The organism is Lysobacter niastensis (assembly GCF_031457115.1).
In the GTDB taxonomy this organism is placed as follows: Bacteria; Pseudomonadota; Gammaproteobacteria; order Xanthomonadales; family Xanthomonadaceae; genus Lysobacter_J; species Lysobacter_J niastensis_A.
The window spans coordinates 124141-137489 of the sequence record NZ_JAVDVY010000004.1 but is presented as its reverse complement, the minus strand read 5'-3'; the positions used below and the strand labels follow the sequence as shown (position 1 = coordinate 137489).

Annotated in this window: 10 protein-coding genes and 5 tRNA genes; 9 read left to right on the top strand and 6 right to left on the bottom strand. The window is 66.1% G+C overall.

All coding sequences use genetic code 11. The features are described from left to right. Positions 1–18 precede the first annotated feature (18 nt). The 5 genes from ppx to J2X06_RS17615 form a co-directional block, all read right to left on the bottom strand. On the bottom strand, positions 19–1548 hold the full coding sequence (gene ppx, locus J2X06_RS17635; protein ID WP_310064682.1) for an exopolyphosphatase: 1530 nt from the start codon (positions 1546–1548) through the stop codon (positions 19–21). After that, a complete protein-coding gene (ppk1, locus tag J2X06_RS17630; RefSeq protein WP_310064778.1) occupies positions 1545–3629 on the bottom strand; it encodes a polyphosphate kinase 1 in 2085 nt (694 codons plus the stop codon). Before ppk1 ends, ppx begins: the two co-directional genes overlap by 4 nt. Positions 3630–3685: 56 nt before the next feature. After that, on the bottom strand, positions 3686–5020 hold the full coding sequence (gene phoR, locus J2X06_RS17625) for a phosphate regulon sensor histidine kinase PhoR (protein ID WP_310064681.1): 1335 nt from the start codon (positions 5018–5020) through the stop codon (positions 3686–3688). 224 nt (positions 5021–5244) lie between these two features. Beyond that, complete coding sequence (gene phoB, locus J2X06_RS17620; protein ID WP_310064680.1) at positions 5245–5952, bottom strand: phosphate regulon transcriptional regulator PhoB; 708 nt, start codon at positions 5950–5952, stop codon at positions 5245–5247. A 120-nt stretch (positions 5953–6072) separates the two neighbouring features. Continuing rightward, positions 6073–7725, bottom strand: coding sequence for a M48 family metalloprotease (locus J2X06_RS17615; RefSeq protein WP_310064679.1), 1653 nt, complete (start codon positions 7723–7725; stop codon positions 6073–6075). 177 nt (positions 7726–7902) lie between these two features. Here J2X06_RS17615 and grxC point away from each other — a divergent pair, with 177 nt between their 5' ends. The 4 genes from grxC to J2X06_RS17595 all read left to right on the top strand — a co-directional run bounded on the left by grxC (position 7903) and on the right by J2X06_RS17595 (position 11519). After that, positions 7903–8265: a glutaredoxin 3 gene (grxC, locus tag J2X06_RS17610; protein ID WP_430539624.1), complete on the top strand. Its 363-nt coding sequence runs from the start codon at positions 7903–7905 to the stop codon at positions 8263–8265. A 92-nt stretch (positions 8266–8357) separates the two neighbouring features. Next, on the top strand, positions 8358–8756 hold the full coding sequence (locus J2X06_RS17605; RefSeq protein ID WP_430539623.1) for a carboxymuconolactone decarboxylase family protein: 399 nt from the start codon (positions 8358–8360) through the stop codon (positions 8754–8756). 202 nt (positions 8757–8958) lie between these two features. After that, complete coding sequence (locus tag J2X06_RS17600; protein ID WP_310064677.1) at positions 8959–9966, top strand: isocitrate dehydrogenase; 1008 nt, start codon at positions 8959–8961, stop codon at positions 9964–9966. Between the two features lie 197 nt (positions 9967–10163). Beyond that, on the top strand, positions 10164–11519 hold the full coding sequence (locus J2X06_RS17595; protein ID WP_310064676.1) for a Na+/H+ antiporter NhaC family protein: 1356 nt from the start codon (positions 10164–10166) through the stop codon (positions 11517–11519). Between the two features lie 69 nt (positions 11520–11588). Here J2X06_RS17595 and J2X06_RS17590 read toward each other — a convergent pair whose 3' ends face one another. After that, the gene (locus J2X06_RS17590; protein ID WP_310064675.1) at positions 11589–12347 is read right to left on the bottom strand and encodes a Bax inhibitor-1/YccA family protein; all 759 of its coding nucleotides are present in this window, start codon (positions 12345–12347) and stop codon (positions 11589–11591) included. 277 nt (positions 12348–12624) lie between these two features. Here J2X06_RS17590 and J2X06_RS17585 point away from each other — a divergent pair. The 5 genes from J2X06_RS17585 to J2X06_RS17565 all read left to right on the top strand — a co-directional run bounded on the left by J2X06_RS17585 (position 12625) and on the right by J2X06_RS17565 (position 13238). Next, positions 12625–12701, top strand: a tRNA-Pro gene (locus J2X06_RS17585). A gap of 52 nt (positions 12702–12753) precedes the next feature. Beyond that, positions 12754–12830: transfer RNA gene (locus J2X06_RS17580), tRNA-Arg, on the top strand. 32 nt (positions 12831–12862) lie between these two features. Then, a tRNA-His gene (locus J2X06_RS17575) sits at positions 12863–12939 on the top strand. Between the two features lie 52 nt (positions 12940–12991). Next, positions 12992–13067, top strand: a tRNA-Lys gene (locus tag J2X06_RS17570). Between the two features lie 86 nt (positions 13068–13153). Next, positions 13154–13238: transfer RNA gene (locus J2X06_RS17565), tRNA-Leu, on the top strand. Positions 13239–13349 lie beyond the last annotated feature (111 nt).

The following is a 13349-nucleotide window of genomic DNA, read 5'->3' as shown; positions in this document are numbered from 1 at the left end:
GCGGTCCGGGATGGCGCGTCAGGCAGCTTCCAGCTTCAGCGCGATACCCAGCCCCGCCATGTCCTCGGGTTCGCCCTCGAGGTCCGCGCGAATCAGCGGACGCGAATCCAGCCAGCGCCTGGAAACGGTCAGCGTCAGCTGGTTGCCTTCGGCGCGCGCGCTGAGTTGTGGAATCGGATCGGCTTCGTGGGCACGGTGCACCAGCACCGCCAGGCGCAGCAGCGCCGCGCTTCGGCGCGCGTTGGCGAGCAGGCGATCGGGCAGGGCGTCGAAGGCCGATTTGGGAATGCCGCGGCGATGGGTGCGCACCAGCGCGGCGAGGAACTGCTGCTGCTGGCGTGAGAAGCCGGCGATATCGGAGTTCTCGACCACGTAGGCGCCGTGCACGTGGTACTGGCTGTGCGCGATGGCCAGGCCCAGTTCGTGCAGGCGTGCAGCGCGGGCCAGCATCAGGCGGTCGTCCTCGTCGAGCTGCCAGGCCGGCGCCACCTGGTCGAACAACTGCAGCGCGGTGCCGACGACGCGGCGTGCCTGGCCGTCGTCGATGCCGTACCGCTGCATCAGTGCAGCCACCGCGGCGTCGCGCGGATCGTCGGCGCCACCGCGACCGAGCATGTCGTAGAGCACGCCTTCGCGCATCGCCGCCTTGCTGACCAGCATGCGCTTGATCCCCAGCGCGTCGAAGGCCGCCTCCAGGATCAGCACGCCGCCGGCGATGACCGGCCGCCGCTCATTGGAAAGCCCGGGCAGGTCGATCGCCTCGATGCGGTCGGCCTGCAGCAGGCGATCGCGCAACACTGGCAGCGCTTCGGCGGTGACCGCGCCCTTGGTCAATTTCATTGCCGCGCAGATTTCACCGATGGCCTTGTTGGTGCCGGACGCGCCCAGCGCATCGTTCCAGCCCAGCGCCCGATAGGTGCCGGAAAACTGCTGGAATTCGGCGGTGACCTCGGTCAGCGCCTCGCGCCATTTCTTTTTCGACAGCTTGCCGTTCTCGAAGAAGCGCCGCGTGGTGGCCACGCAGCCCAACTGCAGGCTCTCGCGCTCGATCGCCTCGAAGCCGGTGCCGATGATGCATTCCGTGGAGCCGCCGCCGATGTCGATCACCATGCGCAGTTCGCCCGGCTTGGACGGTTGCGCATGGGCGACGCCGAGGTAGATCAGGCGCGCCTCCTCGCGGCCGGCGACGACTTCGATGGCGTGGCCTAGCGCGTTTTCGGCCGGCATCAGGAACGCTTGCGGCGCCGCCAGGCGCCGCACCGTGTTGGTGGCGATGGCGCGCACGCGCTGCGGCGGTATGTCGCGCACGCGCTGGCCGAACCGGGACAGGCAATCCAATGCGCGCTGGCGGACTTCAGGAGTCAGGCCGCCCTTGCGATCCAGGCCCTCGGCCATACGCACCGTCTCGCGCAGGCGATCGACGATGCGCAGTTGCCCCAGCACGTAGCGGGCGACCACCATGTGGAAGCTGTTGGACCCCATGTCCACGGCGGCGAGCAGGTCGCCGTCCGCGAGAGGCAGCCTGGAGGTCGGATACGCGTTGTTCATCCGCAGATTTTCGCCAATAACCTGGCCTGTGCGGAATGGGGCGCCGCGTTTTCTTCGGGCACGACGCGCTTGTAGTCGCCGTCGCTGTCCAACTGCCAGGCATTGACATTGTCTGCCAGGTAGTTGACCAGTGCCTCGTCGAACACGCGCGCGGCGAGGTCAGGATCGAGAACGGGGAAGCCCGTTTCCACGCGACGCAGCAGGTTGCGCTCGAGCCAGTCGGCGCTGGAGCAGAACAGGTCGGGCGCGCCGTCGTTGGCGAACCAGTACACCCGGTGATGCTCGAGGAAGCGGCCGACGATCGAGCGCACGCGGATGTTGTCGGAGATGCCCGCGACGCCCGGCCGCAACGTGCACGCGCCGCGCACGATCAAATCGATCTGCACGCCGGCCTGGGAAGCCTGGTAGAGCGCGCGGATCACCTGCGGCTCGTTCAAGGCATTCATCTTGGCGATGATGCGCGCGGGCTTGCCGGCCTTGGCGTGCCTGGTCTCGCGGTCGATCCGCTTGAGCACCCCGGCATGCAGCGTGAAGGGCGACTGCAGCAGGCGCTTGAGCTTGATCAGCGGCGCCAGACCGGACAGTTGCTGGAAGATCAGGTGGACATCGTTGCCGATGTCGGGATCGGCGGTGATCAGGCCGAAATCGGTGTATCCGCGCGCCGTGCCGCTATGGTAGTTGCCGGTGCCCAGGTGGACGTAGCGGCGCAGCTTGCGGCCTTCGCGGCGCACGATCAGCAGCATCTTGGCGTGCGTCTTGTAACCGACGACGCCGTACACCACCTGTACGCCAGCCTCCTGCAGGCGATCGGCCAGGCCGAGGTTGGCCTCCTCGTCGAAGCGTGCGCGCAGCTCGACCACCACCGTGACGTCCTTGCCGTTGCGCGCCGCCTGCACCAGGTGCTCGACGATCGACGAGTCCTTGCCGGTGCGGTAGAGCGTCTGCTTGATGGCCAGCACGTTCGGGTCTTCGGCTGCCTGGCGGATCACTTCCAGCACCGGCGTGAACGCATCGAAGGGATGGTGCAGCAGCACGTCGCCGTCGGCGATCTTGTCGAACATCGACTCGACGCCGGGCAGCACGCGTTGCTGGAACAACGGGAACTTCAGTTCCGGGCGCTGCACCAGGTCGTAGACCTGGATGACGCGGTTGAGGTTGACCGGGCCGTTGATGCGGTAGACCGCGTTCTCGGTCAGATCGAAATTCTCCAGCAGCGGGCGCACGATGTCGTCCGGGCACTGCTCGGCGATCTCCAGCCGCACCGCTCGCAGGTAGCCGCGGCCGACCAGTTCGTCGCGCAGTGCCAGGGCGATGTTGTCGACCTCTTCCTCGTCCACCAGCAGTTCGGAGTTGCGGGTGACGCGGAACTGGTAGGCGCCCTTGACCTGCATGCCCGGGAACAGTTCATCGACGAAGGCCGACAGCACGGCGGACAGGAACACGAAGTCGTGCTTGCCGCCGGATACTTCCTCCGGGATCTGGATGATGCGCGGCAGCGAGCGTGGTGCGCGCACGATCGCCAGGTGTCCCTCTCGGCCGAACGCGTCCTTGCCCTTTAGCACGACGACGATGTTGAGCGACTTGTTGAGTATCTTCGGGAACGGGTGCGCCGGATCGAGTCCCAGCGGCGACAGCACCGGCATGATCTCGTCCTGGAAGTACTGGCGCAGCCACTGCGTCTGCGGGTCGGTCCAGGCATCGCGGGCGAGCACCCGCACGCCGGCTTCGCCCAGCGCAGGCCGCAGCACCTGGTTCCAGCATTCGTACTGCGCTTGCACCAGTTCGGCGGCGCGGTCGTGGATGCGCGCCAGCACCGTCGCCGGCGAAAGCCCGTCGGGGCCCGCGGCCAGGCCCAGGTCCTGGGCGTGGCGCATCGTGCCGGCGCGGATCTCGAAGAATTCGTCGAGGTTGGTGCAGGAGATGCACAGATACCGCAGGCGCTCCAGCAATGGCACCTGCGGATCCTGCGCCTGCGCCAGCACGCGGAAGTTGAAGTCGAGCTGGCCCAGTTCCCGATTGAAATAGAGCGCGCTGTCGCGCAGCGGGTCGGTGTCGGTGAGCGCCTCGATCTGGGCGTTCATCGGGGACACGTTCTGGGGAAGCGCGTTCTTGGAGAGCACGTTCTTGGATAGCGCGGTCATGGCAGTGCTTCGAGAGTATCGGCAAAGCCGTGATCGCGCTGGCGTACGCGCTCGGCGCCGAAATGGCAGGAGAACGTGCTGCCGCGGCCGACTTCGCTGGCGATCTCCAGCCGGGCCTGGTGCAGGTGCAGCACATGTTTGACGATGGACAGGCCCAGGCCGGTGCCCCCGCTTTCACGGGAGCGGCTGGTGGATACCCGGTAAAAGCGTTCGGTCACGCGCGGCAGATGCGCGGCGGGAATTCCGTAACCGCTGTCGATCACCTCCAGCGCGACGCCCTTGTGGTCGGGGCGGAAGCGGATGCGGATCCTGCCGCCGGCGGGCGTGTAGCGCACGGCGTTGCCGACGAGGTTGGAGAAGGCGCTGTGCAGTTCCTTGTTCGAGCCCCACAGGTCGACGCCGGCCTTGTCCTCGATGGTGATGTCGTGGCGTCCCTGGCTCAGCGCTTGGGCCTCGCGGCGCAGGGTAGCGAGCATCGGCGCCATCGCCACGGTCTCCTCGGCGGGCAGGCTGTCCTGCGATTCCAGGCGCGACAGCATCAGCAGGTCCTCGACCAGCTGGGTCATGCGCTGCGACTGCCGCTGCATCTCGGCCAGCATCGGCGCCCAGTCCGGGTGTTCCTGGGGGTCGAGCATGTCGAGATAACCGTGCACGACCGTCAGCGGCGTACGCAGCTCGTGCGAGACGTTGGCGACGAAATCGCGACGCATCTGTTCGAGCTGCAGCAGCCGGCTGACGTCGCGTGCCACCAGCAGCCACAGGTCTTCGGAGTAGGGAATCAGGCGAAGGCTGAGGGTCGCGCCCGGTTGCCACGGCGAAGACACTTCCAGCGGTTCGGCGTTGCGGCCGGTGGCCAGCCAGTGCGCCAGCGTCAGCGGCTGCAACGTCTGCACCAGGGGATGGCCTATATCGCGTGGGTGGTGCAGCCCGAGCAGACCGGTGGCGGCTTCGTTGAACCACTGGATACGCTGGCTGTTGCGCTCGACCACCACGATGGCGTCGGGAAGGGCCGCGGCGGCGGCCCGGTAGGCGCGCAGCATGACGATCAGGCGCTTCTTGCGGCTGCGCATCTCACTCTGGCCGCGATAGAGAAGGCGGTCGAGTTCGTTCCAGATGCCTTCGCCCAGCGGCGGAGACAGCCGCTGGCGAGCGGTCAGGCGGATCAATACGCGGCGCAGCCGCCAGTAATGCCAGGCGACCACGCCGAGCGCGGCCAGCGTGATCACCGGCCAGGGATGACCAACCAGGAAGCCGCCCGCGGCGGCCACGGCCAGGATCATGGCGAGCTGGCCGAGCGTGCGGAACCAGGCGGAACGGGCGCGGGGGGGCATGGGCGAAGTCTATTGAATTGTCATGGGCCGAGGCGGGTTGTGGTGCCCGATTCGGGTTCTGGCTGGCAGGGAGGTGTCCATGGCGCGGGCCGGACGCCGGAAACGTCGGTGCCACGGCCGGTTTGCCGCAGTGGGCAGCCCGCAGCTCCGGCCTCGCGTCACTTGGACTGGCCTCGCCGGAAGAGGGGGCGGGCGACCGGTAGTGCCGTCGCCCGTGAGGCCACTCAGGCCTCGACCGCTGCGGAAAACCGGTAGCCGGCGCCGCGGACCGTCTGGACCATGCCGTCGAGCTGGTGCGGTTCCAGCGTCTTGCGCAGGCGGCGGATATGGACGTCGACGGTGCGTTCTTCGACGTAGACGCTGCCGCCCCAGACGTGGTCGAGCAACTGCGTGCGCGAATAGACGCGATCGGGGTGGGTCATGAAGAAGTGCAACAGCCGGTATTCGGTCGGACCGATCTGCACGGCCTGGTCGCCTGCGGAATATTGGGCGAACACGCGGTGCGCGGCGCCGTCGATCCGCAGCGGGCCCACGCCGACGCTGCCGTCCTCGTCGTCCTCGCGCGAGCGTCGCAGCACGGCGCGGATCCGCGCCAGCAGCTCGCGCGCGGAGAACGGCTTGACCACGTAGTCGTCGACGCCGGCCTCCAGGCCGCCGACGCGGTCGTTCTCTTCGCCGCGCGCGGTCAGCATGATGATCGGGATCTCGCGCGTGAGTTGTTCCTTGCGCCAACGCCGGGCCAGCTCCAGTCCGCTGGTGCCGGGCAGCATCCAGTCGAGCAGGATCAGGTCGGGCACGCGGTCGGCGATGGCCGCCTGCGCTTCCCGCGCGTCGCCGGCATGCACCGGGTCGTACTCGCCCTTGCGCAGCGCAAAGGACACCATGTCGCGGATGGCGGGTTCGTCTTCGACTATGAGAATGCGCTTCTGCACGCGGTCACCGGGGGAGGAAAACAGGAGGGAGCCTGGAAGCCGCGCCAGTACACTACCGTTTTATGACAGGGTCGTTACACGCCCTTCGTGGTCGCATATGCGGCCTCCAGGTGACCAACTTCACTCCCGGCGCAGGTCCTCGTCGCGGATGCCCTGGCGCCTGAGCTCCAGGACCGTCGGCGTGATCGCGTCGATGCGGGCCTCGATGCGGGCGCGTGCGTAGTAGTCCAGATCCGAGCGCTTCTTCAGTGTGTTCAGCTGGACCAGGGCCTGTTCGGGCCTGCCATTCAGGTAGGCCGCCTCGGCGAAGGCCTCGCCGGCCCGGACCGGGTCGCCACCGATCTCGCAGGCGCGTGCGAACAACTGCTGGAATTCCGGATCACCGGTCGACCGGCTTGCCAGAGGGCGCAGCACCGCCTGAGCGCGCTTGCCGGCGGCGGCGCTGTCGCGTTCGACCAGGGCACGCGCATAGGTCAGCACCACCGCGCGATTGCTAGGCATCTGCCGAACCAGGGCTTCGAAGCGGCTGTCGGCCGAGGCGGCCTTGCCGCTCCGGGATTCCGCCTCCGCCAGCGCCAGCGTCAGCCACATATCGCCCGGACGCTTGGCCAGCAGTTCCGAGAACGTGCCGGCGGCGACCGTCGCCTCGCCGGTCAGCAGGCGCGCCACGGCCTGCCCGTAGCGCTGTGCGTCGTCGAGCTTGCCATTGCCGGCGAGGCGTTCGTATTCGCGCAGCGCATCGCGCGGACTGTCGGCGCTGAGCACGCGCAGGCGCTCACGGGCCAGGTCGAACTGGCCGGTGCCTCCGGTGTCGATGGTCGAGGCAAGACTCGCCGCCAGATTGCCGGGGATGAGTGGGTTCTGCGTGTTTTCGCTCGCCGAGTATTGGGGTTTGGCCGAGGACTCGCGCCGACACTGGGCCGGACCGTCGGGATCGCGCACGCACACTTCGCTGGTGCCTGACTCGCGCCGCAGCTGCTCGGCGCGCTCCTTGGCTTCGGTGATGCGCGTGATGGTGACCGGGTGGGTCATCAGCCAGTCGGGCGCCTCGCCCCAGTAGTTGGCGGCATTGGCGCGCGAGCGACCCTGCATCAGGATGAAAAAGTCCGCCATGGCGGTCGGGTCGTAATGGCTGCGCGCCAGCGTCTGGATGCCGAGGCGGTCGGCTTCGGACTCGTTGGAGCGCGTGTAATTGATCTGGCGCTGCTGCATCAGGCCCATCGCCGATACCATCGCAGCCTGCGAGGCGTTGTCGCCCGAATCGCCGCCGGCCGCCTGCGCGGCGACGATCGCGCCGAGCATCGCCAGAAGGATAGGCAACTGGTCGCGCTGGGCGCGCTCGACGCCGCGCAGCACGTGATCCTGGGTGACGTGCGCGATTTCGTGCGACAGCACGCCGGCGACCTCGTCCTCGCGTTCCGCGGCCAGCACCAGCCCGGAGTTCACGCCGACATAGCCGCCCAGCGTGGCGAAGGCGTTGATCTGCCGCTCGCGCAGCATGAAGAAAGTGAAAGGCTGGCGCGGCCGGTCGCTGTTGGTCGCCAGGCGCGTACCGAGCGTGTCCAGCCAACTGTCGATCAGCGGGTCTTCGAGGATGTAGTTGTAGTGGCGCAACTGCGCCAGCATCATCCCGCCGTACTCTGCCTGCTGGGCCGGCGTCAGCAGTTCGTTGGCGGAGGAGCCGATGTCCGGCAGCCGGGTGTCCTGCGCAGGTGCACAGACGCTGGCAACGGCCAGGGTGATGGCGGTAGTGAGCAGGGCGATGCGTCGCAAGTGGAGCGTCCTCGTTTGGACTCGTTTGGACTCTTGGTCTGGTTCGCCAGTCCGGACGCAACCGATTGCAGAATGCGGCCGGGTGATGCCGTCCGGGTGAATCGACGGTTAATCCTGCCCCCTTTTGGCGCCCAAGTCGCGTCCCAGGCATCCCAGTGTTCTGCAGATGGAGTGGAAATGGTCGCAGCCTGGTCCCATATTTCGAGCACTGCCGGGTTCGACCGCGGCACCGTCCATGAGTTTCCTGTCGGAGAGAGCGTTTTGAGCGAGCCAACCCCGGCGGTCCCCGGGATCGTCATATACACCACCGCGATCTGCCCTTATTGCGTCGCGGCCAAGAATTTCCTCAAGAGCAAGGGCCAGGCGTGGACCGAGGTGCGCATCGACCTAGACCCGGTCGAGCGCGAGAAGATGGTGGCGCGTGCCAGGCGCACGAGCGTGCCGCAGATCTTCATTGGCGACACCCATGTCGGCGGCTACGACGACATGATCGCGCTGCATCGGCAGGGCGGGCTTGATCCGCTGCTTTCCGGCGCGTAAGTGAGGCCCGCGCGCTTATCCCAATACCTTCCGCGGATAGCGGTTCGGTTTCTTCCCATATCGATCGGCGGAGCCGGCTCCGCCCCCGGAGTTTGCAAATGAGTGATGAAAGCGGCGACGACCGAATCAAGCAGTTCACCGATTTCCGCAAGCGCATGAACGAACGCATCCTGGCCGAGCCGAATCAGGTCGTGCGCCGCTTCTTCGCGCTCGACACGCAGACCTACCAGGCCGGCGCGCTCGACGTGAAGACCAAGGAACTGCTGGGGCTGGTCGCGTCGATGGTGCTGCGCTGCGACGACTGCATCAGCTACCACGTCGCCCAGTGCAAGGAAGCCGGCGTCAACCGCGACGAGATGTTCGAGGCGTTCTCGGTGGGCCTGGTGGTCGGCGGTTCCATCGTGATTCCCCACCTTCGTCGCGCGGTCGACTTCCTGGACAAGCTGGAGCAGGGCGAGGTCGCCACGCCCGATGCGCACGACCACGGTTGAGGCGAGCATCCAGGGTGAAACCGAAGGGCGCGACGATGTCGCGCCCTTTGCTTTTTTAGTCGGCTCAATGGTTTACGGCCCAAGAATGAGTCGCCGGTGAACCTGATCGCCTGCAGGCTGTGACCGGTTCCGGCATAATTCGCCGGTTAACCATCCGGCGCCGTACTCACGATCTGGCGCCCATCAGCTGGAAGAATCTTTAATGACGCAGACGATTACGGTCATCCGTGGCGACGGCATCGGCCCGGAAATCATGGACGCCACCTTGCACGTGCTCGACTCGATGAACCTCGGGTTGCAGTACGAATTCGCCGATGCCGGCCTGGCAGCCCTGGAAAAACAGGGCGAACTGCTGCCGCAGGCCACGATGGACTCGATCCGCAAGAACCGTATCGCGCTCAAGAGCCCGCTGACCACGCCGGTGGGCGAGGGCTTCAGCTCGATCAACGTCGAACTGCGCAAGCGCTTCGACCTGTACGCCAACGTGCGTCCGGCCAAATCGTTCCCCAACACCAAGTCGCGCTTCCCGTCGGGCGTGGATCTGATCACGGTCCGCGAAAACACCGAAGGCGCCTACATCGGCGAGGGCCAGGCATTGTCGGCCGATGGCGAAGTCGCCACGCTGACGCAGAGGGTCACCCGCCGCGGTTCCGAGCGCATCGTCCGTTATGCCTTCGACCTGGCCCGCCGAATCGGTCGCAAGAAGGTCACCATCGTCCACAAGGCGAACATCCTGAAGTCCACGTCGGGCCTGTTCCTGAAGACCGCGCGCGCGGTGGCGGCCGAGTATCCGGACATCGAGTGCAACGAGATGATCGTGGACAACACCTGCATGCAGTTGGTGATGCGTCCGGAGCAGTTCGACGTCATCGTCACCACCAACCTGTTCGGCGACATCATCTCCGACCTGTGTGCCGGCCTGGTCGGCGGCCTCGGCCTGGCGCCGGGCGCCAACATCGGCACCGACGCGGCGATCTTCGAGGCCGTGCACGGTACCGCGCCGGACATCGCCGGACAGGGCAAGGCCAACCCCTGCGCGCTGCTGCTCGGCGCCGCGCAGATGCTCGATCATCTGGGCATGCCGGAGAAGGCGGCCAAGCTCCGCGCGGCGATCATCGCCACGCTGGAAGCCAAGGACTCGCTGACCCCGGATCTGGGCGGTACCGGCAACACGATGTCGTTCGCCAAGGCAATCGCCAGCCGCATCTGACGGGTTCGCCCGGGATAACGAACGGAGTCGGGGCGCCTGCGGGCGCCCCGTTTCGTTTAGCCCGGCATTGACTGGGCAGCCGGGGACCCGCTGAATTGGCGGCAACGATGCGGCCACAGAGTTCCGGCGATGGCGCTCGACAAGGTCGATGCTGCACTGCAAAATCGGCGTAATTATTTCTTCATGCGGATGGAAGGATGAATGAGTCGCCGGCCGCCGGTGTCGGCATCAGGCCGAGCGCACTGGCGCTGACCCCGTTGCTGCTCTTCCTGGCCCTGTTCTTCGGGGCAGGGATGTATTTCACCTACGTCCTGGGCCATGACGACGGCTTCTATCAGCTGAAGGCGCCCGTCGCGATCCTGCCTGCGCTGGCGCTGGCGGCGTACATCGCCTGGCGTCGCGGACTGAAGCCGCTGGAGACGCTGCTGTCCGGCATGGGCGATCACAACGTGGTGCTGATGTGCCTGATCTTCCTGCTGGCCGGCGGTTTCGTGGAGGTCTCCAAGGCCATCGGCGCGGTCGACGCGATCGTCGTGCTGGGCGTGGGCAATGTGCACCCAGCATTGCTGCTGCCGGGGTTGTTCGTCGTCGCCGGTTTCATCTCCCTGTCGCTGGGCACCTCGATGGGCACGATCGCCGCGGTCGCGCCGATCGCGCTCGGTGTATCGGATGCATCGGGACTGGATCGCGCGCTGGTGCTGGGCGCGGTGATCGGCGGCGCGACCTTCGGCGACAACCTGTCGGTCATCTCCGACACCGCCATCGTTGCCAGCCGGTCCTTCGGCTGCACGATGCGCGAGAAATTCCGCGAGAACCTCAAGCTGGCGCTGCCGGCCGCGTTGCTGACCCTGGTCGTACTCGGCTTCGTCGGCGACACCGAACCGGTGCAGGCACTCGAACCGGTATCCCCGTGGCTGATCCTGCCGTACCTGATCGTGCTCGGCCTGGCCTTGGCCGGCGTCGACGTGATCATCGTGCTGGGCATTGGCCTGGTGATGGCAGGCGTGTTCGGCGCGATCTTCGCCGATGGCTACAGCATCGCCGCGTACGCCGACCAGGTGTGGCTAGGCTTCGAGAGCATGGTCGAGATCACCCTGCTGTCGCTGCTGGTGGGCGGCCTCGGTGCGCTGATGAAAGCCACCGGCGGCCTGGCCTGGCTGGCGGCGGTCATCGATCGCTTCGCCCGCGGCCACAAGAGCCGCCGCGCCGGCGAAGTGAGTATCGCAACGCTGTCGGCGGCAACGGATGTATTTACCGCCAACAACACGGTGGCGATCCTGATCAGCGGCGGACTGGCCCGCGACATTGCCCAGCAGCACGGCGTGCCGCCGGCGCGGGCGGCGAGCGTGATGGACATCTTCGCGTGCGTTACCCAAGGCGTACTGCCGTACGGCGCTCAGATACTGCTGGCCGCTTCGCTGGGCAAGGTGTCTGCGTTCGCGCTGGTGGGGCAGGTGCACTACAGCTGGCTGCTGGGTGCGGTCACCATCGTTGCCATGTTGTGGTCGGCGCGCGGCCAGCGCGCGCGGACGGCGGTGCCGGAAGCGGTCTGAACGCCACATCCGCAAATACGAAGGGCGCGGATCGCTCCGCGCCCTTCGCTTATCCGGAGCCAGGACAGCTCAGTCGCGCGACTGCAGCTTGGCCAGCAGGCGCAGGAATTCGACGTACAGCCACACCAGCGTGACCATCAGGCCGAACGCGCCGTACCACTCCATGTACTTGGGAGCGTTCTGCTCGACGCCGCTCTCGATGAAGTCGAAGTCCAGCACCAGGTTCAATGCCGCGATCACCACGACGAACAAGCTGAAGCCGATGCCGATCAGACCGGATTCGTGGATGTAGGGGATGCGGATGCCGAACATCCCCAGGCCCATCGTGACCAGGTAGAGCAGGGCGATTCCGCCGGTGGCGGCGACCACGCCCAGCTTGAAGTTTTCGGTCGCGCGGATCAGGCCCGATCGATAGGCGAACAGCAGCGCGAACATCGTGCCGAACGTCAGCATCACTGCCTGCAGCACGATGCCTTCGTAGAGGTGGTTGTACATGGCCGAGATGGCGCCGAGGAAAAAACCTTCGACCAGCGCATACAGCGGCGCGGTAACTGGAGCCCATGCTGGCTTGAACGTGGTGATCAACGCCAATACCAGTCCACCGATCGCGCCGCCCCACACATAGGGGCCGGCGCCCACGGCGCCGTCGGCGGTGAACTGGATCTGGCTCCAGGCGAAGGTGGCGGTGATCACGCACAGCAACAGCAACAGACCGGTCTTGTTGACCGTGCCGGTGAGCGTCATGGCATCGCCGTCGCGGCGGACTACCGTTCCGCTACCCAGATCCAGAAACGTCGTCTCCTTCAATGCCGGATTACCGCTGCGCATGACTTCTCCTTGGCCGGTGGTGGGTGCTTGGGACGCTCCGAGCATACACAGCCGGCCACCAGAGCCCGAGCGGCGGCCAGCGAAAACCACGGAGCAGGTGGGGCAAGGGGAGCGGACGGTGGACAGGCGGAGGGTGGATAGGTGGCCGCGGAGAGGGTTTGCCCCTGTTCTGCACGCATTCCATTCACTTCCGCATTGACAGGCGTGCGCCCGCCAACCAAACTATCCGACCTTTCGCGGCGTTGGCGCGCAACGAAAGTCCCGGAAAGTTTCAAATCGGGGTATAGCTCAGCCTGGTAGAGCGCCAGCTTTGGGAGCTGGATGTCGTGGGTTCGAATCCCTCTGCCCCGACCATGTCGACTCCAGGCGACGGTAGTCAGCGGTGTCTCGGTTAAGATGAACGCTGGCGCCCGTAGCTCAACCGGATAGAGCACCGGCCTTCTAAGCCGGTGGTTGTGGGTTCGAGTCCCGCCGGGCGCGCCACAGCTTTTGCGATACTAGTTTTGCGTTTTATGGTGGCTGTAGCTCAGTTGGTTAGAGTACTGGATTGTGATTCCAGATGTCGGGGGTTCGAGTCCCCTCAGCCACCCCAGATTGTTGGCGAAGTTATTTTTTATTGTTATAGTTTCGCTTCTAGTTGTTCCGGGCCGTTAGCTCAGTTGGTAGAGCAGTTGACTCTTAATCAATAGGTCCAAGGTTCGAATCCTTGACGGCCCACCAATCCGGAAAAGCACCTGGTCCGCCAGGTGCTTTTTTCTTTTCCGGAGCCGGCTCTAGAATGCCGGCGCAACGATGTCTCGACGCTTGCGAAAGTGGCGGAATTGGTAGACGCACTGGATTTAGGTTCCAGCGGGTAACCCCGTGAGGGTTCGAGTCCCTCCTTTCGCACCACCGGCCGCGCCGCGGCCCGGTTTTCCTCGCCCCGGACGCTGGCGGCCCGGGCCGTAATCGGCGAAACTATTGCGTTCCGCTGGCCGGCGGCGATGCGTCGTGCCCGGCCTG

What these genes read in the sequence shown, in the direction of transcription:
- ppx (WP_310064682.1), bottom strand. Translation starts at nt 1,548, where the DNA reads ATGAACAACGCGTATCCGACCTCCAGGCTGCCTCTCGCGGACGGCGAC.
- ppk1 (WP_310064778.1), bottom strand. Translation starts at nt 3,629, where the DNA reads ATGAACGCCCAGATCGAGGCGCTCACCGACACCGACCCGCTGCGCGAC.
- phoR (WP_310064681.1), bottom strand. Translation starts at nt 5,020, where the DNA reads ATGCCCCCCCGCGCCCGTTCCGCCTGGTTCCGCACGCTCGGCCAGCTC.
- grxC (WP_430539624.1), top strand. Translation starts at nt 7,903, where the DNA reads ATGGTCGCAGCCTGGTCCCATATTTCGAGCACTGCCGGGTTCGACCGC.
- J2X06_RS17600 (WP_310064677.1), top strand. Translation starts at nt 8,959, where the DNA reads ATGACGCAGACGATTACGGTCATCCGTGGCGACGGCATCGGCCCGGAA.
- J2X06_RS17595 (WP_310064676.1), top strand. Translation starts at nt 10,164, where the DNA reads ATGAATGAGTCGCCGGCCGCCGGTGTCGGCATCAGGCCGAGCGCACTG.
- J2X06_RS17590 (WP_310064675.1), bottom strand. Translation starts at nt 12,347, where the DNA reads ATGCGCAGCGGTAATCCGGCATTGAAGGAGACGACGTTTCTGGATCTG.